General features: G+C 33.1%; 24 protein-coding genes. 12 read left to right on the forward strand and 12 right to left on the reverse strand.

What is annotated here, in order from left to right; all coding sequences use genetic code 11:
* Positions 1 to 759 carry a DUF2490 domain-containing protein gene (locus ACXX80_RS04330; protein ID WP_458552169.1) on the forward strand — a complete coding sequence of 253 codons (759 nt, stop codon included), beginning with the start codon at positions 1 to 3 and terminating at the stop codon, positions 757 to 759.
* A 199-nt stretch (positions 760 to 958) separates the two neighbouring features.
* Here the strand turns inward: ACXX80_RS04330 and ACXX80_RS04335 are convergent, their stop codons facing one another.
* The gene (locus ACXX80_RS04335) at positions 959 to 1882 is read right to left on the reverse strand and encodes a 1-phosphofructokinase family hexose kinase (RefSeq protein WP_458552170.1); all 924 of its coding nucleotides are present in this window, start codon (positions 1880 to 1882) and stop codon (positions 959 to 961) included.
* A gap of 106 nt (positions 1883 to 1988) precedes the next feature.
* Here ACXX80_RS04335 and thiL point away from each other — a divergent pair, with 106 nt between their 5' ends.
* Positions 1989 to 3035, forward strand: a complete 1047-nt coding sequence (gene thiL / locus ACXX80_RS04340) for a thiamine-phosphate kinase (RefSeq protein ID WP_458552171.1) — start codon at positions 1989 to 1991, stop codon at positions 3033 to 3035.
* A 61-nt stretch (positions 3036 to 3096) separates the two neighbouring features.
* On the opposite strand, the gene ACXX80_RS04345 is transcribed toward thiL, so the two are convergent.
* The 4 genes from ACXX80_RS04345 to ACXX80_RS04360 form a co-directional block, all read right to left on the reverse strand.
* A complete protein-coding gene (locus ACXX80_RS04345; protein ID WP_458552172.1) occupies positions 3097 to 3783 on the reverse strand; it encodes a response regulator in 687 nt (228 codons plus the stop codon).
* Positions 3784 to 3803: 20 nt separating this feature from the next.
* Positions 3804 to 5822 (reverse strand): tetratricopeptide repeat-containing sensor histidine kinase, encoded by a 2019-nt coding sequence (locus tag ACXX80_RS04350; protein ID WP_458552173.1) that lies wholly within the window; start codon positions 5820 to 5822, stop codon positions 3804 to 3806.
* 108 nt (positions 5823 to 5930) lie between these two features.
* Positions 5931 to 6215 carry a 3-oxoacyl-ACP reductase gene (locus ACXX80_RS04355; RefSeq protein WP_458552174.1) on the reverse strand — a complete coding sequence of 95 codons (285 nt, stop codon included), beginning with the start codon at positions 6213 to 6215 and terminating at the stop codon, positions 5931 to 5933.
* Between the two features lie 219 nt (positions 6216 to 6434).
* Complete coding sequence (locus tag ACXX80_RS04360) at positions 6435 to 7247, reverse strand: LytR/AlgR family response regulator transcription factor (RefSeq protein ID WP_458552175.1); 813 nt, start codon at positions 7245 to 7247, stop codon at positions 6435 to 6437.
* Positions 7248 to 7696: 449 nt separating this feature from the next.
* Between ACXX80_RS04360 and ACXX80_RS04365 the strand changes: the two genes are divergently transcribed.
* Positions 7697 to 8215, forward strand: a complete 519-nt coding sequence (locus ACXX80_RS04365) for a DUF3575 domain-containing protein (protein WP_458552176.1) — start codon at positions 7697 to 7699, stop codon at positions 8213 to 8215.
* A gap of 51 nt (positions 8216 to 8266) precedes the next feature.
* Here ACXX80_RS04365 and ACXX80_RS04370 read toward each other — a convergent pair whose 3' ends face one another.
* The gene (locus ACXX80_RS04370) at positions 8267 to 9808 is read right to left on the reverse strand and encodes a glycine--tRNA ligase (protein WP_458552177.1); all 1542 of its coding nucleotides are present in this window, start codon (positions 9806 to 9808) and stop codon (positions 8267 to 8269) included.
* A 97-nt stretch (positions 9809 to 9905) separates the two neighbouring features.
* Between ACXX80_RS04370 and ACXX80_RS04375 the strand changes: the two genes are divergently transcribed.
* Positions 9906 to 10589, forward strand: coding sequence for a ComF family protein (locus ACXX80_RS04375; RefSeq protein WP_458552178.1), 684 nt, complete (start codon positions 9906 to 9908; stop codon positions 10587 to 10589).
* Between the two features lie 358 nt (positions 10590 to 10947).
* Entirely contained in the window at positions 10948 to 11556 is a 609-nt protein-coding gene (locus tag ACXX80_RS04380) for a superoxide dismutase (RefSeq protein ID WP_417952896.1), read from the forward strand.
* A 292-nt stretch (positions 11557 to 11848) separates the two neighbouring features.
* On the opposite strand, the gene ACXX80_RS04385 is transcribed toward ACXX80_RS04380, so the two are convergent.
* Together ACXX80_RS04385 and ACXX80_RS04390 are read right to left on the reverse strand one after the other, a co-directional pair.
* Positions 11849 to 13747 carry an amidophosphoribosyltransferase gene (locus ACXX80_RS04385; protein WP_458552179.1) on the reverse strand — a complete coding sequence of 633 codons (1899 nt, stop codon included), beginning with the start codon at positions 13745 to 13747 and terminating at the stop codon, positions 11849 to 11851.
* Between the two features lie 132 nt (positions 13748 to 13879).
* Positions 13880 to 14803: a PfkB family carbohydrate kinase gene (locus ACXX80_RS04390; RefSeq protein WP_099714134.1), complete on the reverse strand. Its 924-nt coding sequence runs from the start codon at positions 14801 to 14803 to the stop codon at positions 13880 to 13882.
* 207 nt (positions 14804 to 15010) lie between these two features.
* Here ACXX80_RS04390 and ACXX80_RS04395 point away from each other — a divergent pair, with 207 nt between their 5' ends.
* Entirely contained in the window at positions 15011 to 15574 is a 564-nt protein-coding gene (locus ACXX80_RS04395) for a hypothetical protein (protein ID WP_458552180.1), read from the forward strand.
* A gap of 12 nt (positions 15575 to 15586) precedes the next feature.
* Here the strand turns inward: ACXX80_RS04395 and rnhA are convergent, their stop codons facing one another.
* Together rnhA and purN are read right to left on the reverse strand one after the other, a co-directional pair.
* A complete protein-coding gene (gene rnhA / locus ACXX80_RS04400; protein WP_417950784.1) occupies positions 15587 to 16066 on the reverse strand; it encodes a ribonuclease HI in 480 nt (159 codons plus the stop codon).
* Between the two features lie 53 nt (positions 16067 to 16119).
* The gene (gene purN / locus ACXX80_RS04405; RefSeq protein WP_458552181.1) at positions 16120 to 16677 is read right to left on the reverse strand and encodes a phosphoribosylglycinamide formyltransferase; all 558 of its coding nucleotides are present in this window, start codon (positions 16675 to 16677) and stop codon (positions 16120 to 16122) included.
* A gap of 176 nt (positions 16678 to 16853) precedes the next feature.
* Between purN and ACXX80_RS04410 the strand changes: the two genes are divergently transcribed.
* From ACXX80_RS04410 to ACXX80_RS04435, 6 genes are all read left to right on the forward strand, one after another.
* Positions 16854 to 17090, forward strand: coding sequence for an acyl carrier protein (locus tag ACXX80_RS04410; protein ID WP_007137004.1), 237 nt, complete (start codon positions 16854 to 16856; stop codon positions 17088 to 17090).
* Positions 17091 to 17273: 183 nt separating this feature from the next.
* A complete protein-coding gene (gene fabF / locus ACXX80_RS04415; protein ID WP_458552182.1) occupies positions 17274 to 18527 on the forward strand; it encodes a beta-ketoacyl-ACP synthase II in 1254 nt (417 codons plus the stop codon).
* Between the two features lie 9 nt (positions 18528 to 18536).
* Positions 18537 to 19277 (forward strand): ribonuclease III family protein, encoded by a 741-nt coding sequence (locus tag ACXX80_RS04420; protein WP_417990655.1) that lies wholly within the window; start codon positions 18537 to 18539, stop codon positions 19275 to 19277.
* Positions 19278 to 19391: 114 nt separating this feature from the next.
* Positions 19392 to 19880: an IPExxxVDY family protein gene (locus tag ACXX80_RS04425; protein WP_315206194.1), complete on the forward strand. Its 489-nt coding sequence runs from the start codon at positions 19392 to 19394 to the stop codon at positions 19878 to 19880.
* 5 nt (positions 19881 to 19885) lie between these two features.
* Positions 19886 to 21316: a pyruvate kinase gene (pyk, locus tag ACXX80_RS04430; RefSeq protein WP_315206191.1), complete on the forward strand. Its 1431-nt coding sequence runs from the start codon at positions 19886 to 19888 to the stop codon at positions 21314 to 21316.
* 171 nt (positions 21317 to 21487) lie between these two features.
* The gene (locus tag ACXX80_RS04435) at positions 21488 to 22258 is read left to right on the forward strand and encodes a Bax inhibitor-1/YccA family protein (RefSeq protein WP_315206188.1); all 771 of its coding nucleotides are present in this window, start codon (positions 21488 to 21490) and stop codon (positions 22256 to 22258) included.
* Between the two features lie 58 nt (positions 22259 to 22316).
* Here the strand turns inward: ACXX80_RS04435 and ACXX80_RS04440 are convergent, their stop codons facing one another.
* Positions 22317 to 22832, reverse strand: coding sequence for a PAS domain-containing protein (locus ACXX80_RS04440; protein ID WP_315206185.1), 516 nt, complete (start codon positions 22830 to 22832; stop codon positions 22317 to 22319).
* 95 nt (positions 22833 to 22927) lie between these two features.
* Positions 22928 to 24010, reverse strand: a complete 1083-nt coding sequence (gene dinB, locus ACXX80_RS04445) for a DNA polymerase IV (protein ID WP_417950791.1) — start codon at positions 24008 to 24010, stop codon at positions 22928 to 22930.
* Positions 24011 to 24050: the final 40 nt, after the last annotated feature.

Below are 24050 nucleotides of genomic sequence, written 5' to 3' on the forward strand. Positions count from 1 at the left end.
ATGAAAAAATATAGTCATTTCTTAGTAGCTCTCGTTGGGCTACTAGGAATTCTTTTGCCAAATAGTTCAAGCGCACAAGTAAAAACAAGTAATAACGATGTTTGGTTTCATTATGTTGGAAAAAACATGTTAAGCCAAAAGTTATCGTTTACATTAGAAGGTACTATGCGATATGCCAACGGGGTTTCAGAAAAGCAACAATATTTTGTGAGGCCATCTGTTGATTATCAATTTACTAAAAAATTCAATGGTAGTGTTGGTTATTCACATTACAACACCTATGTTTATGGAAGTCCGGCTTTAAACAAAACAGATGTTCCTGAAGATCATGTTTGGATTCAAGGAACGTTTGTTCACTCGAATGGGAAATTTAAATTCACGCATCGTTTAAGAGATGAAAATAGATTTGTTGGAATTGCAGTAAAAAATGGCACAGAGTATTCAATTGATCATTACAATTATAGAAACAGATTGAGATATATGTTCTTGATGAATTATACTTTAACTAAGAAAGAGGATAAAGTAAAATTATTCGGGATTCTAGGCGACGAAGCTTTTTTCAATATTGGTTCCAATGCTGGGAAAACTTTTTTTAATCAAAATAGAATTATTGGAGGTTTAGGCTATAATATTGATAAAAACCAACAAATTCAACTGAGCTATATCCATCAAAACATTTGGAATTACACCAATACGTTACAAGAAAGTAATCCAACCGTTAGAATATCCTACATAACAAACTTTAGTTTGTTTAAATAAATTTATATTTTGAAAACAGTAGTTTTTTGATCTAACAGGGTTACATATTTCACATTCAAAATATACAAAAATGATGGAAAATAATCGATCACCTTTTGTAAGCTATAAATTAATACTATTAGATTAAGAAGTATTTATAAAAACACCATCCTACTAATTTCTTATAAAACCCAACAACTTTCGTTATTGGGTTTTATATTTATATTTCACCCAATAATTTCATCACATCCTCCGCTTTAAACAATTGGGTTCCTTCGTTCATTGTAGCAGCTGTTCCGCACGCAACTCCCCAACGGATAACTTCTTTCAGACTTTTATTTTGCGAAAGTGCCCAAACCATTCCACCCACCATGCTGTCTCCGGCACCTACAGTACTTTTTTTGGCCACATTGGGAGCCGGAACAAACTCGTAAATATCTTTTGTAACCAATACTGCACCTTGTGGACCAAGTGAAACAACGACGATTTCGGCGCCACCTTTAGCTATTATTTGTTTTGCCGCTTCATTTACTTCACCCAGTTCCAATCGCTCTACGCCAATCAGTTTTGCGAGTTCACCAACATTTGGTTTGATCATATAAACACCATCTTCTAACGCTTTCTTTAGTGCTTCGCCAGACGTATCTACAATTAATTTAGCACTTGATTTTTTTGCTATTTCAGCAATTTTAGAATAAAAATCATCAGATAAACCTTCATTCAAACTGCCGCTGGCTACTAAAAATTTTGGATTAAAATTAGCTATCGTTTCTAATATTCTTTTGCTTTCTTCATCGGAAATTTTTCCACCGGTAAATCCAAAACGGTATTGAGAATTAGTATTGTCATCCACGGCAACAAAACTTTCTCTGGTCCAACTCTGAACGGCGACAGCTTCAAAGGCAATTCCTTCCTTAGCAACTAATTCTTCCAGCATTTTACCAGTAGGCCCGCCAGATGTAAAAACTGCTAATGAAGTTCCACTTAAACGAGAGATTGCCTTAGACACGTTGATTCCACCTCCACCAGCATCAAACCTCGGTTCCTCACATCTAATTTTCTGTTCTGGAACTAATCCTTTAAAATGAGTGCTTTTATCTAAAGCCGAGTTAACTGTTATAGTAACGATATCAAATGATTCCATTGTTGATGATTTTAATTACTTAAAGATGCGAAAAAAATGGCGAAAATTGATGCAATTCGAGGCGAACATTTCTTTGTATATTTGCAATCTCAAAACATTAAAAATAATGATCGAAGATAAAAGCCCACAACGTACAAGTATTGCTCAATTAGGAGAATTTGGATTGATAGACCATTTAACAAAAAACTTTGAAATCAATCAGCCTTCTACTCTAAAAGGGATTGGCGATGATGCTGCTGTTTTGGATTTCAAAGATAAAAAGGTAGTCGTTTCTACAGATTTACTGATTGAAGGTGTACATTTTGACTTGGCTTACATGCCTTTAAAACATTTGGGCTATAAAGCAGTTGTAGTCAATGTTTCAGATATTTGTGCGATGAACTCCAAACCAACACAAATCACGGTTTCTGTTGCGGTTTCCAATAGGTTTCCATTGGAAGCGTTGGATGAATTATTTGCCGGAATTACGCATGCAGCCCGTGAATATAATGTCGATGTTATAGGTGGTGATACGACTTCTTCCCAAAAAGGATTAATTATCAGCATTACTGCCATTGGCGAAGCAGATGAAGAAGAGATTGTGTATAGAAACGGTGCCAAAGAAACTGATTTATTAGTAGTTACCGGAGATATTGGTGCTGCTTACATGGGATTACAAGTTTTGGAACGTGAAAAGCAAGTTTTTCAAGTTAATCCAAATTCACAACCGGATTTAGATGCATATACGTATTTAATCGAACGTCAATTGAAGCCGGAAGCTCGTAAAGATGTTCGTACTTTATTACATGCTTTAGAAATAAAACCAACTTCAATGATTGATATATCTGATGGATTATCATCTGAAATTATGCATTTGTGCAAACAGTCCAAAGTGGGTTGTAATTTATATGAGGACAAATTACCTATCGATCCAACATTTATTAATGTTTGTGAAGAATTCAATATCGACAGTACAACAGTTGCCATAAACGGAGGAGAAGATTACGAATTGCTTTTCACCATTGCCATGGAAGATTTTGAAAAAATCAAAGCAAATCCAAATTTCACAATTATTGGCCATATGACACAAGAAAGTGAAGGTATTCATTTAGTTACTCGAGCGAATACCAAAATTGCTTTAAAAGCACGTGGTTGGAATGCTCTAACTCAATAAAACTTCATTAAACAACACAAAAAACGACACTTAATAGGTGTCGTTTTTTGTTTAAGAAAATTTAGAAAAGTAAACCTTTATTTTTTGCCTTTCGGACTAAGTCGATATCGCTACCTTCTTCTATCTTTAGTAGTTCTTTTAATTTTAGTTTTCTTCGATCTATGGCTCCTAATGAAATTGGAATGTATTGTGGAATGTCACTCAATTTAGTTCCCTTTGAAATATGAAATAAAATCTCCTTATCAAATTGATCAATCTCTATACTATCCTCCTCCGATTGGGCTAACATTTTTAAAACCGACTGACTATAATATTTTTCATTTTTTATAACTTTATCAAACGCAAAAAGTAATTCATCAAAGGTTAAATCATTTTTTATAACCAGCCCATTAGGGTTTATAGTTTTGATAATGGTTTTTATCTTTAATAATTCTGTATACATGGTAAGCAAAATTATTTTACATTTTGGCATGTATTCCGATATTAATCTTGCCAAATCCTCACCTGAATAAATATTTTTTTCTTCATAAGGCGGCATACTAATATCTAAAAAGGCAATGTCAAACAACAAAGCATCCGGATCTGTAATAATCCCATAAGCTGATTCGCAATCTTTAGCTTGCGTTATAAAAAACTCAAACTCTTCAGGATTATATCTAGTAATTGCATTTTTGTATCCCTCTATAATAAAAGGGTGGTCATCAACGATTAATATATTATTTTTTCTTATTGATTGCTCAATTATCATTTCTGTGTAAGTTTTTTTATTTATTCTATTGGGACTGTAATTGTTATAATTGTGCCTTCTCCTTTTTTCGATTTTATATCAACATCTCCGTCACATTCATTGGTTCGAAAAAGTATATTCTGCAAACCAATTCCTTTTTTAACTGTCTTAACATTGAAGCCGACTCCATCATCACTCATTATTAAAATCAGATGATCTTCTTCTTTTTTAAGTTCAATTTTAATATTATCTGCTTTAGCATACTTATTAACATTTTGAAGTACTTCCTGAAGAATTCGATATAAATTAATTTTGACTGAATTGCTTACTAATTCCCATTTTATACCTGAGTCAATAATTGAAACTAATTTTGAGTTAAATGCCTTTTTTTGGTCTTCAAATAAATTGTCAACAATAGCTACGAAGTTATTAATTAATTCTGATTTTTCTCTATTTAAATCATGAGAAATTTCACGGATATCCTGCTCAATACTTTTTAACTCTGTTAAGTAATTATTCCTTTTTTCAACAGCAGTTCCGTCATCAATTTTATTTAAGCTGTCTAAGTTAATTCGGACTCCAAACATCCTTCCTAAAACTCCATCGTGTAATTCCCGAGCAACCCTTTTTTTCTCCTTAATTCTAATCCCTTCAATGGTATTCTGTTGTGAAATCAATAAATTATAGATTTCCTCATTTGCATTTTGTTGTTGTTGTTTGAACTGTAACACTCTATTTTTAGCTTTCTGCGTTTTAATCACAAAAGTGAACAAACCCAACATTGCTAATCCACTGAAAATAAAAACTAAATTCCTATTTTGAACCTCCAGATTAGTATTCTCATCCTTTATTTCGTCCGTTTCATATTCTATACGAGAGAATTTTTCCCCCATATTTCGTTCCGCCTTTTGCAGACTGTCATTGATATGAATGTATTGCTTATTATAAATAGCTGCTTTTTTGGGTTCTATAACTGCCAATTGCTTAAGGGAAGCTAATACATTTCGGGAGTTTTTGGAACTCCGGGCCGTTGCAAGTGCTTCTTTGGAATACCGTATCCCTTTTAAAGTATCCCTTTTTGACGCAAAATATTCCGATAAATGGATTTTATTAGTAATAATTCCAGCTGTCAATTGCAAACTATCCCTCAGCTTAAGTGATTCATAAAACAGGTCGGGCAAACCCTCAGATTCTTTCAGTTTAAATTTCGAATACGCTAAATTATCCAAAATCATCGCATATAACGATGGCTTATCAATTAATAAATTTTTTTGTTCTAATCCTTGTCGAAAATAAGATATTGCCTGTTTGTGATTGTTCATGTTTTGATAAACAAAACCAAGATTGTTCAATGATGTAGCTTTCGACTGAAATACAGATGGTAATACATCATTATCTATACTAGCTAAGGCTTTACTGTGAAATTCTACAGCTCTATCATATTCTTCCCGTTCATTATATAAAACCCCTAAAAAGTTATAGCAATCGTATAGAATATCATTAGCCTTTTCCCCTTTTATAACACGTAAAGCATTAAATACAGCTATTTCGCTACGCGAAAAATCACTTTCACTGTATTGCAATAATGCTTTGTTCAATCGTGTTCTCGCTAAATTGTAATTATCGTGGCTATACATTTTTTCTGCTTTGGAATAGTATCGGAAAGCACTATCCGAAACAGCTTGAGCACCGTAATAATCCCCTAGATAAGTGTAAGCTTTAGCCATGTTTACACTGTCCTTACTACTTTTCGAATTTTCTAAAACAAGGTGTACTGTTTCTTTATACCCTTTCCAATCATTCATATTATAATACCGATTGGCTATCCTAAACAAATTTACCTTATTCATCGAATCGTTCGGCTGATTGATGATAATGGCAAACGCTTTTTGGTTGTATTCTTGCTTTTTAATGAGTGGCAGGATATCATCATTGGCTAACGAAAGATATGAAGTCAAACTATCCTTTGACAAAACTTCATCAAGATTTACTTTTGTTTTCTTGGTGCAACCAAAAAACACAAAAAATATAAAAAAAAATATGTAGTAAATTTTTTTCAATAGGTATTCTTGAATTTTACCAAAAATAGTAAAATAAACCTATTAACATAAAAAAGGCTATCAAAAATTTGATAGCCTTTTTTTTTAATGTACTAAATATTAATTTACTTAGTCAATTTTCTTATTTCCTCCTACTGATTGATTACCATTCAAATCAACTTTCTTATTTCCTCCTACTGATTGATTACCATTCAAATCAACTTTCTTATTTCCTCCTACTGATTGATTACCATTCAAATCAACTTTCTTATTTCCTCCAACTGATTGATTACCATTCAAGTCAACTTTCTTATTTCCTCCAACTGATTGATTACCATTCAGTTTTACAATTGTGTTATTATCACTTCTAAGTACTTTAGAATTCTCTGGAGTAGTAAAAGATGTTAATATCATTACTAAAGAGAATAATCCGATTGTTAAGATTGCTTTTTTCATAATTTGGGGTTTTATGTTTTTGTTTTGTTTTGTCTTATTTTTGGAACCACATTCACATGCGATTCTTGTGTAAAACTACAGAGGCAACTTCAAAAATTCTTACAAAAAAAGGGATTTATGGTAGAATGCACCCATTTGAGAGTGAATGGCCGTCAAATTAAAGCGGATGACTGTTTTTTAAATTTCCAGATAATTTCCATTGGAAAAATCAGAAATAATAAGGTCGATATTTACCTTGTATGATTTGGAGAAAGGCAGTTTCACAGCGCTGTTTTTAATACAACACACGGAATTCCCACTATGAATCCTAGAAATATAATTACGATTGACTATATAACTGTTATGAATTCTAATGAAAGGGAATGACAAGACACCCTCAAAATGTTTCAATGTTTTGAAAGCTGTTATCATTTCACCATTATTTAGGTAAATATCCGTAGAGTTATTATCGGCTTGGAAATAACAAATGTCTTTGGCAGCAATATATCTGTAATCACCATAGGATTTGATACACAGAATTAGAGATTGATCTTGATTTGGCGTTTCTTGTCTGAAAAAAACTGGAGGTTCTTTATCACCAACTAATGATTGTTCTAAAAAAATTTCTTTAGGAACAATTGATTTATTTAATTTTAAAACCGATTTTATAACATCGATTCGTGTCAGTGGTTTTATTAAATAATCGAAAACCTCATACTTTATAGCATCAAAAGCTAAATCTTTCCTAGCCGTTGTAATGATAATTTTAGGAATCACTTTTAAATACCGGTACAACTCATTAATTAGAGCCAGCGACAAATTACTGGCCGGATCAACGGGGTCAATTTCCAGAAAAACTATTTGTGGCCTATGTTCCAATATCAGATTTAAACCCTCTTCATAACTATTAGCCGATGCTACAAAATCGAGTTCTGAAAAACTATCAGCCATGGCTTTTGTTTTCAAAACACTTTCTTGATCGTCGTCAATAATAATGTACGAATATTCCATCAATGGTTTTTCCTGGAATTGTTAGGCATTAAATTATACGTCCAAAGCAAAATACACTTTAAATTATTAAGTAATAATGGTAGTTTTGGGAAACTAGTTAAACAAAAAAAACATATTTAACATTCTAAAAATAAGCATTTAACCTTTTTTACACATATGTTGTTAATATGTTTTTAACAAATGTTGACACATTGAGACGAAGTGCAAATATATCCGACGAAGTGCATTGTTTTGTTTTTATACCCGTTATAAAATAAGGCTATCTAATAAATCATCCCTAAAGAACATCTTGTTATAATTCAAAAAAAAATAATCTAAAAGGGATTTCGTACTTAATGAGAAACAACATCAAATTCTAGTCATATTTTAATGAATTAACAATCGAAAAGGGAATACTAGAATACTTTTATTACAAATTTGTCTTACTTTTATCCAAAAATTCAACCCATATGAAAAAAATATTTGTCTTAATTTGCTTAACTTCCTCATTATTAATTTTTAGCCAAGAAAAGGAAGAGCCCAATTTTAAGGAAAATGAATTAAAAGTAAATGCTGCATTTTTAGTGGCAGGTGTTTTAGAAATTACTTATGAACGACTTCTTACTGAGGATTCAGGAATAGGTATTTCTTTACTTTATGGAAAAAGAGAAGATGTCAATTCTTTTTATTATGTAACCCCATACTACCGAGCTTATTTTGGAAAAAAACCAGCTGCTGGATTTTTTGTAGAAGGATTTGGTATGCTAAATTCTGAGGTAGAAACTTACGCCTATCATGATGGTCAAAATTATAACCAGCATGAAAAAAGATACACTGATTTTGCCTTAGGTTTTGGTCTTGGATCTAAGTGGGTGCACAAACGTGGCTTTGTATTTGAAATCAACGCTGGAGTAGGGCGAAATTTATTTAACAATAACGTTTATGATGTTGTACCACGTGCTGGTATAACATTAGGTTACAGATTTTAAACAAAAAAGCTTCTCAAACGAGAAGCTTTTTTGTTTAAAATCTGTAACTAATTACATTTTCATCAACCAGTTTTTCATTGAAACCTCATTTTCGATAATGGATTTCAAGTCTGAAATAGCCACACGATCTTGTTTCATGGTATCTCTATGACGAATTGTTACCGTTTGATCTTCGATAGTTTGATGATCAACAGTAATACAAAACGGAGTTCCTAATGCATCTTGTCTTCTATAACGTCTTCCTACCGCATCTTTTTCATCATACGAAACATTGAAATCCCAACGCAAATCATCAATAATTTTATGTGCGATTTCTGGTAATCCGTCTTTTTTTACTAATGGTAAGATGGCTGCTTTTGTTGGAGCCAGAACTGAAGGTAATTTCAGTACTGTTCTTGTAGAACCATCTTCTAACGTTTCTTCTTTTAATGAAGTGGCGAAAACTGCCAAAAACATTCTGTCTAATCCTACTGAAGTTTCCACTACATAAGGAACATAATTCTGGTTCAATTCAGCATCAAAATACTGTAATTTTCTACCCGAGAATTGTTCATGTGCTTTTAAGTCAAAATCCGTTCTGGAGTGAATTCCTTCTAATTCTTTGAATCCAAACGGGAAATTAAATTCAATATCAGCAGCAGCATTCGCATAATGCGCTAATTTTTCATGATCGTGGAAACGATAATTTTCTCTTCCTAAACCAAGTGATAAATGCCATTTCAAACGAGCTTCTTTCCAGAATTCATAATGCTTCATTTCTTCGCCTGGACGCACAAAAAATTGCATTTCCATTTGTTCAAACTCCCGCATGCGGAAAATAAACTGTCTCGCAACGATTTCATTTCTAAACGCTTTTCCGGTTTGGGCAATTCCAAAAGGAACTTTCATTCGTCCTGATTTTTGAACATTTAAGAAATTGACAAAAATACCTTGAGCTGTTTCTGGACGCAAATATAAATCCATTGCTGAATCTGCTGAAGCACCAAGTTTTGTTCCAAACATCAAGTTGAATTGACGCACTTCGGTCCAGTTTCTTGAACCTGATTCCGGGCAAGCAATTTCTAATTCTTCGATTAATGCTTTTACATCTTCCAAGTCTTCGTTACCTAAAGAACGCGCCATTCTTTCGAGAATTTCTCTTTCTTTAGCTTTGTATTCCATAACACGAGTATTTGTCGTAACAAATTCCTGTTCGTTGAAAGCATCACCAAAACGAGCACGTGCTTTTTCGATTTCCTTGATTGCTTTTTGATTTAGCTTTTCGGCATAATCTTCAATCAAAACATCGGCTCTATATCTTCTTTTCGAATCTTTGTTGTCAATTAATGGATCGTTAAAAGCGTCAACGTGGCCAGATGCTTTCCAAGTGGTTGGGTGCATCAATATTGCCGCGTCAAGACCTACAATGTTATCGTTCATTTGAACCATTGCTTTCCACCAATATTCGCGTATGTTCTTTTTTAATTCTACTCCGTTTTGTGCATAATCATAGACTGCACTTAAACCATCGTATATTTCGCTTGACGGAAAAATAAATCCGTACTCTTTTGCGTGCGAAACTACATTCTTAAATAAATCTTCTTGTTTTGCCATAATGATGCAAAAATATAAAAAGTGAACTTAAAAAAAAGAAAATTGTTAAAGATTGAAGCATTGATTTGTCTATTTTTATAAATAAATCCCTGATTACATGTTTGAAAGCGTTATTAATCTCTTTTTTCCAAAAGTCTGTTCCGGCTGTAGCTCTTTTTTATTGTCCAATGAAAATGTAATTTGCACGGTTTGCCGACACGAAATTCCGCTGACGAATCATCATTTGAATCCAGAGAATGATGCTTTCAAAAAGTTTTATGGGCGAATTCCTGTAGTGCATACTTCGGCATTATTTTATTATCATAAAAAGGGAATCGTACAGGAGCTCATTCATAATTTGAAATACAAAGGGCATGAGGAAATAGGAACTATTCTTGGCGAATGGTACGCCGAAGATTTAAAAACCATCGATTTATTGCAATCTGTTGATGAAATTATTCCGGTTCCATTGCACCGAAGAAAATTAAAAGAAAGAGGTTACAATCAAGTCACCGCTTTTGGAACCGCACTTTCTTCGAGTTTAAACATCGATTACAATGATACTATTTTGGTTCGAAATGTGTACTCAAAAACACAATCCAAGAAAAACTTATTAGGAAGAACAGAGGGTATTGAAAGCACTTTTGATGTTTCCTTTACCAATAAAGATCACAATAAACATTTCCTTTTAATTGATGACGTTATTACAACAGGCGCTACACTGGAAGCTTGTTCCCGCGCTTTATTAAAAATTCCCGGCGCAAAAATCAGTATTGTTTGTATGGCAATGGCGCAATCGTAATTTAAAAATTTTGGTTCTAAAAACGGGTATTTAAAACAAAATGACAATTTAAAGCACCACCGTTTTTTAGCCCTGATTAATTCACGTAACTTTTACACTCATAGGAGTTCAGTGAACATCGTTTGTAGTGGAAATCCTTTTTATGCGCCTTTTCGGCGGATAAAAAGATTATAACAGAAAGCAGGACACGAGCGGAGTGAACTGACGCAGTAGATAGCTCCTGAAAACAAGCCTGTTACAACTCCAAAGAATATACTATCAATTAATTTAATGAAATTATAACGAAATAGAATTTCCGTTTCCAAAGTTTAATGTTTAAATTTGAATAAATATTTATAAATCATTAAACAATCATATTATGGCTTTTGAATTACCACAATTACCTTATGCGTATGACGCATTAGAACCTTATATTGATGCGCGCACGATGGAAATTCATCACACGAAACATCACAACGCTTACATTACCAACGTGAATGCTGCTATTGCAGGGACGGATATGGAAGGTAAGACGATTGAAAATATTCTGATTAATCTTGATATGAAAAACATGCCCGTTCGTAACAATGGTGGTGGTTTTTATAATCATAATTTATTTTGGACGGTTATGACACCAAACGGTGGCGGACTTCCAACTGGAGATTTATTGGCTGCGATTGAAGCTGCTTTTGGAACTTTTGAAGAGTTTAAAGCTAGTTTCAGCAAAGCTGGAGCAACACAATTTGGTTCTGGATGGGCTTGGCTTTGTGTTCATAAAGGAGGAAAAGTAGAAGTTTGCGGTACTCCAAACCAAGACAATCCATTAATGCCTGGTGTAGGTTGTGGCGGAACTCCTATTTTAGCGATGGATGTTTGGGAGCATGCTTACTATTTACATTATCAAAACAGAAGACCAGATTATATCGAAGCTTTTTTCAATGTAATTAACTGGACGGAAGTATCAAGAAGATTTGCTCTAGAGAAATAAAAAGAGCGTCAAGATTAAAGATTTCAAAAACTACTGTTGTTTTTTTGTCTTGTTTATTAAAACAAAAAGCGCCGATTTCAAAATTTTGAAATCGGCGCTTTTTGTTTATGTCATTTCTTCACTTTATTCCAATAAAAAAGGCGGAATCTCTTCCACCTTTTTTGCCCCAAATCTACCATAAACTTAACCTACTAATGTTATGGTGAGTCAAAATTATATTAGTTCTTCGTTGCCACCAAATAAATTAGATGAACAACTTAGAAAACCGATTAAAAACCCATAGACTCAATTATTAGTATGCTCTAGCGTCTTTTCCTTCATAGAAGTTCATGAATGCTCGGTTTACTACGCGGTTTCCTCCTGGCGTAGGATAATCTCCAGTAAAGTACCAATCGCCTAAATTTTTTGGACAAGCAATATGCAAATCTTCTACGGTTTGGAAAATAATTTTCACTTCGGCTTTTATCTCTGGAGAGCTCAACATTTGTGCAATTTTATCTGAAACCTCTTGAGGTTGAAAAGGTGCATATATTGCCGTTACGTAATTTACAACTTCACTGTCCTTGAAGTTTTCCTGTGCTTTACATTTCACATATACTTCGTCAACTATATGATATAAGTTTCTTTCTTTAAGCAATTCTAATGCTGCTTTGAAAGCTACTAAACCTTCAAGTTTAGCCATATCAATTCCGTAACAATCCGGATAACGTATTTGTGGTGCTGATGAAACAACAACTATTCGCTTTGGATTCAAACGATCCATCATTTTAATAATACTCATTTTCAAGGTCGTTCCTCGAACAATACTGTCATCAATAATAACTAAATTGTCTGTTGGTTTAATAACACCATACGTAACATCATATACGTGGGCTACTAAATCGTCACGACTACTATCCTCAGTAATAAAGGTTCTTAGTTTAGCATCTTTAATAGCTACTTTTTCGGTACGTATTTTTACCGACAGTAATTCTTGCAACGATTCCTTTGTTAAGGTATTTCTATTTTGCAGAATGTAATTGTTCTTTCTTTGATTCAAGAAATCTTGTGCTGCTTCCACTAATCCGTAAAACGATGTCTCCGCAGTATTTGGTATATAAGAGAAAACAGTATTGTCTGTGTCTTCGTCAATTGATTTTAAAACGGCAGGCAAAATAAGTTTTCCCAGTGTTTTTCTTTCTTGATATATTTCGGCGTCACTTCCTCTGGAGAAATAAATTCGTTCAAAAGAACATGCTTTTTTAACTGTGGGAGGCAAAATTTCCTTCATAGAAATCGTTCCATTCTTTTTAATAATCAAAGCATTTCCGGGCTCGATCTCTTGTACTTTTTCAAAAGGAACATTGAACACGGTTTGTATCACTGGTCGCTCCGAAGCTACTACCACTATTTCATCATCTTGATAAAAATAAGCGGGACGTATTCCTGCTGGATCTCTAAATACGAATGAATCCCCGTGACCTAATAGTCCTGCCATGGCATAACCACCATCTAAATTTTTAGAAGCTCGGGTCAAAATTTTAGCTACATCCAATCGCTCTGCAATAATGGGTGAAGCCTCTCTCTTAGTCAATCCTTCATTTTTACATTCTTGGTACAAATCAGTTACTGCATCGTCAAGAAAATGACCAATTTTTTCCATCACTGTAACCGTATCCGCCATTTCTTTTGGATGCTGCCCTAGTTCAACCAAACTTTGAAAAAGCTCTTTAACATTTGTCATGTTAAAATTTCCAGCCAAAATCAAGTTTCTGTGCATCCAGTTATTCTGACGTAAAAAAGGATGAACACTTTCAATGCTGTTTTTACCAAAAGTTCCATAACGAACATGTCCCAAAAACAATTCTCCTAAATATGGGATTTTTTGTTTTTGTAACGCCACATCATCTGCGTATTCCGGATGAGCGGCCATTTCCTCATTTATTCTGTCGTTTATTTGGGCAAAAACATCTTGAATGGGTTGCGCATGATTCGAACGAACTCTACTAATGTAACGTTCTCCTGGTTCCACATCTAATTTTATGCTTGCAAAACCAGCTCCGTCTTGACCGCGATTGTGCTGCTTTTCCATAAGAAGATACATTTTTTGTATTCCGTAGAAAGCAGTTCCGTATTTCTCTTTATAAAATTCAAGCGGTTTGAGTAGTCTAATTAAGGCTATACCACACTCGTGTTTTAAAGCATCGCTCATTGTAAGTTTGTTTGTGTTGTTGTGTTATTGTAAAAAATAAATTGAACTGATCTAAAAAAAATTGATAAATCAGATGTAATTCCCTGCTAATTTTATTTAACAAAAAAACCTCGTTTCCGAGGTTTCAGTGCATTATAATTCTATGTCGAATTGTGTCAGTGATTTGAATTGTTGTAATCTGGAAACAACTTCCTCTTTATCTAAATTAACCATCCTTTCTGTTCCAAATTTTTCCACACTAAATGAGGCTAAATTAGAACCGTATATAACAGCATTTTTCATGTTCTCAAAAGAGATGTTTTCACTCTGCGTTATAAATCCTGCAAATCCACCTGCAAAAGTATCTCCAGCTCCAGTTGGATCAAAAACTTCTTCTAATGGTAATGCTGGCGCAAAAAACACTTCTTTTTTATGAAATAAAAGCGCACCGTGCTCTCCTTTTTTTATCACTACGTATTCTGGTCCCATTTCATGAATTTTTGCTGCCGCTTTAACCAAAGAATATTCTCCGGAAAGTTGTCTTGCTTCTTCATCATTAATAGTGATTACATCTATACGTTTCATTACGTCAAGTAATTCCGGTAAAGCACAATCCATCCAAAAATTCATAGTATCTAAAACTACTAATTTTGGTTTGCTTTCCATTTGATCCAAAACACTGCTTTGTACTAATGGATGTAGGTTTCCTAACATCACTACATCGGCATTTTTAAAGTTTTGAGGTACTTTTGGTTGAAAATCACCCAAAACATTAAGTTCCGTTGCCAATGTATCTCTTGAATTCAAATCATTATGGTAAAGACCGCTCCAAAAAAACGTTTTCCCACCTTTAACAACTTCAAGGCCTGAAATATCAATATTTCTTGCTGTTAATAAATCTAAATATTCTTGTGGGAAATCATCGCCAACTACAGAAACTATGGCAGATTGTAAATTAAAAAAAGAAGCCGAAAGTCCTATATAAGGTGCAGCTCCACCCAAAATTTTATCAGTTTTGCCAAAAGGCGTTTCTATGGCATCAAAAGCAACGCTTCCAACAATCAATAATTTATTCATTTTCTGAGTTTCGAATTAAGGCGCAAAGATAGTTTATAAGTTGTAAAGTTGCAATGGTTTTGAATCTCAAAGTTTTCTTAAAAAAACACTATCTTTTTTAACCATAAAAGCATTCTAAATGAATGAATTAAGACTTTTCTTTTGTTTGATTGACGTAAAATTTTTAGTGCTTATTTAATTAAATTTGTGTCCTATTAAATTTGAATCATGAAAAAAATCATAACTCTATTAACGTTGTTTTGTTTATTGATTTCCTGCGAAAGAAAAGAACCAAACTTTTCTAAAGAAATGATTAAAAAGTTAAGTCATAGTAACGAAGTAAAAAAGAGCACCCCTATATTACCACTAGCCTCATCATCGTTTTTAGATTTATATGTCAAAACAAATAATAAAGAAATTCTTTTATGTAGTGTCGGAGAATTATTATTCCTCTACAATGGATATTATTCTCAAAAATTTGATTCATTTGATGACTTTTTAAATGCTGTTTTAAATCAGAGAGTTGTTTTAGACAAAAGATTGTTTAAAAAACCAACTTATTTGGAAAGTTTTAAACTAAACTCAAATGCAGAAAAAGAATATGCTCGTTTAGGTTTTAATAGTTTTTTGAAAAAGTATTCAAAAGAAACAGCTTCAAAAAGAATGGCTCTCAAACGCGAAATTATAAAAGAAGGAGAATACTCAACCATAGCATACATTTTATTCAAAAATGGATATGATTTAAGTTCAGATTGTTATTTAGGAATCGATTACATTAGAAAAAGAGAATAATCTTTTAAATAATCACAAAAGTTTCGCCTCTTCTTTTTCATAAAAAGCATCGACTGAAAGTTGCTTTTGCATCGAAGCCATAACGGCTAATTCATCACATCGTTCATTTTGAACATGATTGTTATGTCCTTTAATCCATTTAAAATTCACTTTATGTTTTCTATAGACCACTAAAAAACGTTTCCACAAGTCGGAATTTTTTCTGTCAACAAATCCTTTTTTTTCCCAACCTAAAACCCATTTTTTCTCTACTGAATCTACTACATATTTAGAATCCGAAACTACTAAAACTCTAGTGTTCGGATTTTTTAATTTTTCAAGACCTACAATTACTGCCAGCAACTCCATTCTATTATTAGTCGTACGACGAAAACCTTCATAGAACTCTTTCTTGTAAGGCTTTCCTACCCATTCCATCACTACTCCATAACCACCGTTTCCTGGATTTCCTTTGGCAGCGCCATCCGTATATATATGTACGTCGTGTTCCATTTTAGATTTTTAGACTTAGAGATTGTTAGGTTTTTGTAATACTATAATAGCTTTTATAACAATTTCTCGATTACCTCCGGAAAATATTTTTGTTCTAATTCATGTATTTTTCCGGCCACTTCTTCTGGTGTTTCATCGCCCGACAAGGCTACCTTTTTTTGAAAAATAATATTCCCTTCATCATAATTTTCATCAACAAAATGAATAGTTATTCCTGTTTCCACCTCTTTATTACCAACAATTGCTCTATGGATATACATACCATACATTCCTTTTCCGCCGTATTTTGGCAGTAATGCAGGATGAATGTTTATGATCTTATTAGGATAGACTGCAATGATATTTTCGGGAAATTTTAATAAAAATCCTGCTAAAACAATCAAATCAGGTTGGATTTTATTTATTTTATGTAATACAATTCCTTCAATTAGCTCTTCTTTTGAGAAAATAATGGATGGAACTCCATAGTTTTTTGCTCTTTCAATCACTTGAGCACTTTGGTTATTTGTAAACACCGCTTCGACAGTTCCAATTTCTGTTTTTGCAAAATACTTTATGATATTTTCAGCATTAGTACCCGATCCAGAAGCAAAAACCACAATTTTTTTCATAACCTATCAAATTTTAATTGCACAAAAAAAGGCATAAAAATCGAAAATAAATAACATTGCGACAGCTTTGTTAAAATAAATTTCATAAATTAGATGTCACATTTATTAACTAAATAGTTGTTTTAAAATAAAGTTTTTTATTTTTGCCAACAAATTAAATTCTAAAATTAAAGATTATGTCAGACATTGCATCAAGAGTAAAAGCGATTATCGTAGACAAATTAGGTGTTGACGAAAACGAAGTTGTAACAGAAGCAAGCTTCACTAATGATTTAGGAGCTGACTCATTAGACACTGTTGAGCTTATTATGGAATTCGAAAAAGAATTTGACATTCAAATTCCAGACGATCAAGCAGAAAACATCGCTACTGTAGGTCAAGCAATCTCTTATATCGAGGAAGCTAAAAAATAATAAAGTACACACCCGTCAGCAATCTTGCTTACGGGTGTTATTATTTTTTTTAAAAATTAAATTCGAGATTGAATTTCAATCAAAAACTATATTTATTGTAATACCCATGGCTCTTTCGTAATAGTAATACAGTAAAGAAAGCATGGGTTTTATTTGTTTAAAGATAACAAAAATAAAGAATTTATGGTATTAAGACGAGTTGTTGTAACAGGTTTAGGCGCTCTTACACCCATTGGAAATAACATTGAAGAGTATTGGAACGGACTTATTAACGGCGTTAGTGGAGCTGCTCCAATCACTTATTTTGACGCTTCAAAATTTAAAACTCAATTTGCATGCGAATTGAAAAATTTTAATGCTGAAGATTTCTTAGACAGAAAAGAGGCTAGAAAAATGGACCGATATGCACAATACGCAATGGTATCATCTGACGAAGCTGTAAATGATGCAGGTTTCAATTTTGAAAAATTAGATAAAGACAGAGTGGGCGTAATATGGGGATCTGGAATAGGCGGATTAGAAACTTTTCAAATAGAAGTTCTTAATTTTGCTGCTGGTGACGGTACCCCAAAATTTAATCCTTTCTTCATCCCTAAAATGATTGCTGATATCGCTGGGGGCCATATTTCAATAAAATATGGTTTTAGAGGACCTAATTTCACAACTGTTTCAGCTTGTGCGTCTTCTACAAATGCTATTATTGATGCTTTCAATTATATTAGATTAGGTCACGCAGATGCTATGGTAACCGGAGGATCTGAAGCTGCTGTAACTATAGCAGGTATGGGTGGATTTAACGCCATGCATGCCTTATCAACAAGAAATGACGATCCAAAAACAGCTTCCAGACCTATGGATCAAGACCGTGATGGATTTGTTTTAGGAGAAGGTGCTGGTGCTCTAGTCCTTGAAGAATACGAACATGCTATTGCTCGTGGAGCAAAAATATATTGCGAAATTGGCGGTGGCGGTATGTCAGCAGATGCCCACCATATTACTGCACCACATCCTGATGGATTAGGTGCTAAAAATGTAATGCTAAACTGCTTGAGAGACGCTGGTTTAAAACCAACCGATGTTGATGGAGTAAATATGCACGGAACTTCAACACCTTTAGGTGATATGGCAGAATCCAAAGCTATACTTCATGTTTTTGGCGATCACGCTTACACAATGAATCTAAATTCAACAAAATCCATGACGGGTCATTTACTTGGCGCAGCAGGTGCTGTTGAAACAATTTCTTCTATTCTTTCCATGAAACATGGAATTGTACCACCTACAATAAATCATTTTACAAATGATGAAAGCATTGATTCTAAATTAAATTTTACTTTCAACAAAGCTCAGAAAAGAGAAATGAATGTTGTTATGAGTAATACTTTTGGTTTTGGCGGTCACAATGCTTGTGTATTGGTAAAAAAATTAGAAATCTAATAATTATATATGCGTATAATCAGAAAAATATTTTCAAAATCCCGTTCTCCAGAAGACGGGATTTTTTTTGATTCTATTCAGAAAATCTTGGGTTTCGACCCAATAAACTTAGACAATTACAAGAAAGCCTTCACGCATCGTTCCTCAAATCGCATGGATGTTTTAGGAAATCCAATTAATTACGAACGATTAGAGTTTTTAGGTGACGCTATGTTAAGCTCCGTAATTGCAGCCCATTTATTTAGCAAAGCGCCCGCTGGAGACGAAGGTTATCTTACTAAAATGCGTTCAAAAATTGTAAGCAGAGAACATTTGAACGAATTAGGAAAAGACCTAAATTTAGTACAATACATAGAAAGCAAAGTGCCGATACAGCATTTTGGAGAAAACATACATGGTAATATCTTTGAGTCACTCGTAGGAGCAATTTATCTGGATAGAGGCTATGTATATTGTGAAAAATTCATTCAAAAAAGAGTTATAATTCCTTACGTAGATATCGCAAGACTCGAAGGAAAAGTAATTAGTTATAAAAGTTTGGTCATAGAATGGTGTCAAAAAGAAAAGAAAATATTTCATTATGACATTTTCGAAGATAACGCAATTGACGGGCAACGTTTGTTTGGCGTAAAACTAAGTATTGATGACAAAGTCATTGCAAGAGCAAGAGCAACTTCAAAAAAGAAAGCAGAAGAAAAAGCATCCCAACGTGCTTATTTTGCATTTCAAGAAAAAATGGACCGAAAATAATATCAATTTTCATAAAACTATATCGTTTTCGTTCATAAATTAACAAAAACATCTTATTTTGAGAGGTCTACGCTTCGATAGAAATACTATATTTACATCTTATTTTTTCATGAAATGGCAATTCATAAATTGGATCTTGGCGAATTTGACGAAATAGATTACTATCTCATCGCAATTCATACTTCTTTAGAAGACTATAGATTGGCTTATTTTATAAATCAAAAGCTGCCTATAAATTTGAGTAAAAGTAAAAATGAAATTCAAATTAATATAAAAGAAGGAGAAACAAATTTTTCGAGATTTTATTATAATGATGCCGAAAAAGAGGTCTCTTGGAATTTGATTCAAAATAAAAACGAAGTAATTCAATATAAGAAAGGAAGTACTCAAAATTTATTTTCAAATGTCACAATGGAAGTTTCAACAAAAGTTTTTTTACTTCCGGAATTTAAAAAAGTAGATTACTTTTTAAAAATAGAAAATAATGAAGATACTATGAATGTATCAAAAATACAGATACTATTAAATACCATAGATAACGTATCAACAGTTTATACGGTTGATACAAATCAAATAAAATCAAAAAACAATTTAATTTTTTAATACAAATGCTTACAAACAAAAAAACAAAAATTGTAGCCACACTTGGGCCCGCATGTAGTACAAGAGAAATCATAAAAGACATGATTGATGCCGGTGTAAATGTATTTAGAGTGAATTTTTCACATGCTGACTACAATGATGTAAAAGAAAAAATTAATATCATACGAGGTCTTAATGACGAATTTGGCTATACAACTGCAATCCTGGGTGATTTACAAGGACCTAAACTTCGTGTAGGAGTTATGGAGGAAGGTGTAGTAGTACATGACGGTGATTTAATTACATTTACTACTGCCGAAGACATTCTTGGAACAGCTAAGAAAGTATTCATGAAATACCAAAACTTTCCAAATGATGTAAATCCAGGAGAAAGAATTTTGCTTGATGATGGAAAACTTATCTTTGAAATCGTTGAAACTGATAAAAAATCAGAAGTTATAGCAAGAGTAATTCAAGGTGGTGAATTGAAATCTAAAAAAGGAGTAAATCTACCTAATACTAAAATTTCTCTTCCTGCAATGACTGAGAAAGATATAGCAGATGCTATTTTTGCTATTGGGCAAAATGTTGATTGGATTGCATTATCTTTTGTAAAAACACCAAGAGACTTACAAGATCTACAAGAATTAATTGCAGAACACTCCGACTATAAAATTCCAATCATTGCCAAAATAGAAATGCCAGAAGCATTAGAAAATATTGACAAAATTGTTGCGTATTGCGATGCTCTGATGGTTGCTCGTGGAGATTTAGGAGTTGAACTTCCTGCACACGAAGTACCTTTAGTTCAAAAAGAATTAATTCGCAGAGCTAAAACTGCAAGAATCCCCGTAATTGTTGCCACTCAAATGATGGAAACTATGATCACTAGCTTGACGCCAACACGTGCTGAAGTAAATGACGTAGCAAACTCAGTTATGGATGGTGCAGATGCAGTGATGCTTTCTGGAGAAACCGCTACAGGTAACTATCCAGTTCAAGTAATTCAAAAAATGACTCAAATTATTGAAGCAGTAGAAGATTCTCCGCTAATTCAAGTGCCACAAAACACACCACAGATCAAAACAAAACGTTTTATCACTAAAACAATTTGTCATCATGCAGCAACTATGGCTAACGTTATCAAGGCGAAAGCAATTTGTACTTTGACAAATAGTGGTTATACTGCTTTCCAAATTTCAGCTTGGAGACCTAATGCACATATTTTAGTATTTACTTCTAATAAAAGAATCCTTACCCAACTTAATTTATTATGGGGAGTAAAATCTTTCATGTACACTAAAGATGTAAGCACAGATGATACTGTAACTGACATAAACGAAATTGTAAAACAAAAAGGTTTTGTACAAAAAGGAGATTTTCTTATCAATTTAGCAGCAATGCCTATTAAAGATAAAGGAATGGTTAACACCTTAAGAGTGTCAGAAATAGAATAGTAAAAGCTATTTCATTAAATATTAAAAATCCGTCTCGTTAGATAAATGAGACGGATTTTTTTATTCATTAATTAATGTAAAACGATTTTCTTCTTAAAAAAATTTAAGATTATTTAAACAATCTTCTGCAAAATAAAATTTATATTTGAGCAACAAATAACCCTACAAATTATGAGTTTCAATTCTAAAAATCCATTTTTAAATAACAAAACTTTTTCTACTGCAGTTTCAAAAAATGACGAAGTACATCAAGCTACTATCATTGATTATAACAACGAGATGACTTTGTCTGGCACTATCAATAAAAGTTTAATCTTATTTTTACTTCTCACCGCTTCTGCAACTGTAATCTGGTGGCTGACTTTTAACGGAATGAATCCAATGGTTCCTGCAATTGGCGGTGCTGTTGTTGGATTAGTTTTAGTGCTTATTTCTGCTTTCAAACCACAATACTCTCCATATTTAGCTCCGGGATATGCTTTATTCGAAGGATTATTTATTGGCGGAATTTCGGCAATATTTGAAGCAATGTATCCTGGAATCGTAATTCAGGCAGTAGGGGCAACTTTTGTAACTTTTATGGTTTGTCTGGGATTGTATAAATATAAAATTGTAAAAGTAACAGAACAATTCAAATCAGTTGTTGTAGCTGCTACATTGGCTATTGCAACGTATTATCTTATATCTTGGGTGTTTTCTATGTTTACGAGTTTTGTTCCTGTGCATTATGGAAACTCAATGATGAGCATTGGAATCAGTATTTTTGTGATTGTTGTTGCCGCTTTAAATTTATTTTTAGATTTTGACCGAATAGAAAAAGGATCAGAACAAAAAATGCCAAAATACATGGAATGGTATGGTGCAATGGGATTGATGATTACGCTAGTTTGGTTGTATATCGAATTTTTAAGATTACTATCTAAATTAAATAGTAAAAACTAAAACCATTATAAAAAATTATAAAAGAGAAAACCTTTCCAAATTGGAAAGGTTTTCTCTTTTATGCGGCTTTCTCAAAAGCTATGTAATGACTTAACTGTCCTTTACTATTAAAAACAGGAAAACCTTTTATCAGACAAGCATAGACATCTCCATTTTTTTTATAATTCATTACTGTTTTCTCAAAAGGTTGCTGATCAATAATTGCTCTACGAATTTCATTTGAAGTAATTTGGTTAGTAGCCTCTCCTTGAAACATTTTTGGACTTTTGCCCAAAACTTCTGCTTCTACATACCCATTCATTTTTACTATATTGTGTGATGCAAAAACAATTTTTAATTTCGAATCAGTAACAATAATTACTTCCTCTTTGAGACTATTTTTTAAATCCCAATTATTCTTAATCCATTTATTTTGGGATGCAATTGCATTTAATTTATTTAAATCCAAAAAAAAGCTCTTTACTGCAGTCAAAAATTCATTGTGGAAATCCCAACACACAACAGGAGCAGTCTTTACACTTAAACCATTATGATGTAATGCAATAGCCTCTTCATATTGTCTAAAATTATTCATGGGTTCTTGATTTAAAAAATCAAATGTAATTTTATTTATAAAGATAAAACAACAATTTTCCGACTTTAACCATTGTTGAACGAACTAAAGCCCAATTAGAAATCAAATTTTAACTGAACCACAACAAACTTCTTCTCCTCCGTGTTTAAATTACTTAAGGAAATTCCAAGCAATCGGACGGAATCTTTCATTCGTTCCTGATACAATAGTTCTTTTACGACTTCAATTATTAAAGCTTTATCAGATATAAAATAAGGTAGGGTTTTACTGCGAGTTTGCTGAGAAAAATCACTGTATTTTATTTTCAAAGTAACGGTTTTACCAGCCACATTGTACCTTTTTAATCTTTTCTCCAATGCAGTTGCAATAACTTCCAATTTCTCTATCATAAAAATTTCAGAAGAAAGATTGACATCAAAAGTGTGTTCAGCAGCAACTGATTTAGTAATTCGGTTTGATTTTACTTCGCTGTTGTGAATTCCTCTTACCACATTGTAATAAAAGTTTCCTGATTTCCCAAAGTGTTTCTCTAGAAATTCCAATGTTTTGCTTTTTAATTCCACTCCGGTAAAAATTCCCAGTTGGTACATTTTTTCAGTGGTTACTTTTCCAACACCATGAAATTTTCGAATGGGTAATTCTTCCAAAAACGAAATAACTTCATCTGGATTGACCGTTTTTTGACCATTCGGTTTATTGTAATCACTAGCAATTTTAGCCACAAACTTATTCACTGATATTCCTGCCGAAGCTGTTAAACCCACTTCGTTGAAAATACGCTGTCTTATTTCTTGTGCCAATAAAGTAGCGCTTGGATTTCCTTTTTTATTATTGGTAACGTCTAAATAAGCCTCATCAAGTGACAATGGCTCAACCAAGTCCGTATATTCATAAAAAATCTTTTGGATTTTACTCGAAATCTCCTTGTATCTGTCAAAACGCGGTTTTACAAAAATGAGTTCTGGACAATTTTTTCTGGCCATGACACCACTAATAGCACTTCGCACTCCAAATTTTCTGGCTTCATAACTTGCTGCAGCCACCACACCACGATTTTCTGAGCCGCCAACAGCTATAGGCTTCCCACGCAATAATGGATTATCCATCTGCTCTACTGAAGCATAGAAAGCGTCCATGTCAACGTGTATGATTTTTCTATTTGGAATTAATTCCTGCATCTAACTGATTGAATATCCTATACTATTTTTGAAAGATTTA

This window comes from Flavobacterium sp. GNP002 (assembly GCF_054343795.1).

Bases quoted from the DNA above. Each gene is read 5' to 3' on its own strand.
- ACXX80_RS04330 (WP_458552169.1), top strand. From the start codon at position 1: ATGAAAAAATATAGTCATTTCTTAGTAGCTCTCGTTGGGCTACTAGGA.
- ACXX80_RS04335 (WP_458552170.1), bottom strand. From the start codon at position 1,882: ATGGAATCATTTGATATCGTTACTATAACAGTTAACTCGGCTTTAGAT.
- thiL (WP_458552171.1), top strand. From the start codon at position 1,989: ATGATCGAAGATAAAAGCCCACAACGTACAAGTATTGCTCAATTAGGA.
- ACXX80_RS04345 (WP_458552172.1), bottom strand. From the start codon at position 3,783: ATGATAATTGAGCAATCAATAAGAAAAAATAATATATTAATCGTTGAT.
- ACXX80_RS04355 (WP_458552174.1), bottom strand. From the start codon at position 6,215: ATGATATTAACATCTTTTACTACTCCAGAGAATTCTAAAGTACTTAGA.
- ACXX80_RS04360 (WP_458552175.1), bottom strand. From the start codon at position 7,247: ATGGAATATTCGTACATTATTATTGACGACGATCAAGAAAGTGTTTTG.
- ACXX80_RS04365 (WP_458552176.1), top strand. From the start codon at position 7,697: ATGAAAAAAATATTTGTCTTAATTTGCTTAACTTCCTCATTATTAATT.
- ACXX80_RS04370 (WP_458552177.1), bottom strand. From the start codon at position 9,808: ATGGCAAAACAAGAAGATTTATTTAAGAATGTAGTTTCGCACGCAAAA.
- ACXX80_RS04375 (WP_458552178.1), top strand. From the start codon at position 9,906: ATGTTTGAAAGCGTTATTAATCTCTTTTTTCCAAAAGTCTGTTCCGGC.
- ACXX80_RS04380 (WP_417952896.1), top strand. From the start codon at position 10,948: ATGGCTTTTGAATTACCACAATTACCTTATGCGTATGACGCATTAGAA.
- ACXX80_RS04385 (WP_458552179.1), bottom strand. From the start codon at position 13,747: ATGAGCGATGCTTTAAAACACGAGTGTGGTATAGCCTTAATTAGACTA.
- ACXX80_RS04390 (WP_099714134.1), bottom strand. From the start codon at position 14,803: ATGAATAAATTATTGATTGTTGGAAGCGTTGCTTTTGATGCCATAGAA.
- ACXX80_RS04395 (WP_458552180.1), top strand. From the start codon at position 15,011: ATGAAAAAAATCATAACTCTATTAACGTTGTTTTGTTTATTGATTTCC.
- rnhA (WP_417950784.1), bottom strand. From the start codon at position 16,066: ATGGAACACGACGTACATATATATACGGATGGCGCTGCCAAAGGAAAT.
- purN (WP_458552181.1), bottom strand. From the start codon at position 16,677: ATGAAAAAAATTGTGGTTTTTGCTTCTGGATCGGGTACTAATGCTGAA.
- ACXX80_RS04410 (WP_007137004.1), top strand. From the start codon at position 16,854: ATGTCAGACATTGCATCAAGAGTAAAAGCGATTATCGTAGACAAATTA.
- fabF (WP_458552182.1), top strand. From the start codon at position 17,274: ATGGTATTAAGACGAGTTGTTGTAACAGGTTTAGGCGCTCTTACACCC.
- ACXX80_RS04420 (WP_417990655.1), top strand. From the start codon at position 18,537: ATGCGTATAATCAGAAAAATATTTTCAAAATCCCGTTCTCCAGAAGAC.
- ACXX80_RS04425 (WP_315206194.1), top strand. From the start codon at position 19,392: ATGGCAATTCATAAATTGGATCTTGGCGAATTTGACGAAATAGATTAC.
- pyk (WP_315206191.1), top strand. From the start codon at position 19,886: ATGCTTACAAACAAAAAAACAAAAATTGTAGCCACACTTGGGCCCGCA.
- ACXX80_RS04435 (WP_315206188.1), top strand. From the start codon at position 21,488: ATGAGTTTCAATTCTAAAAATCCATTTTTAAATAACAAAACTTTTTCT.
- ACXX80_RS04440 (WP_315206185.1), bottom strand. From the start codon at position 22,832: ATGAATAATTTTAGACAATATGAAGAGGCTATTGCATTACATCATAAT.
- dinB (WP_417950791.1), bottom strand. From the start codon at position 24,010: ATGCAGGAATTAATTCCAAATAGAAAAATCATACACGTTGACATGGAC.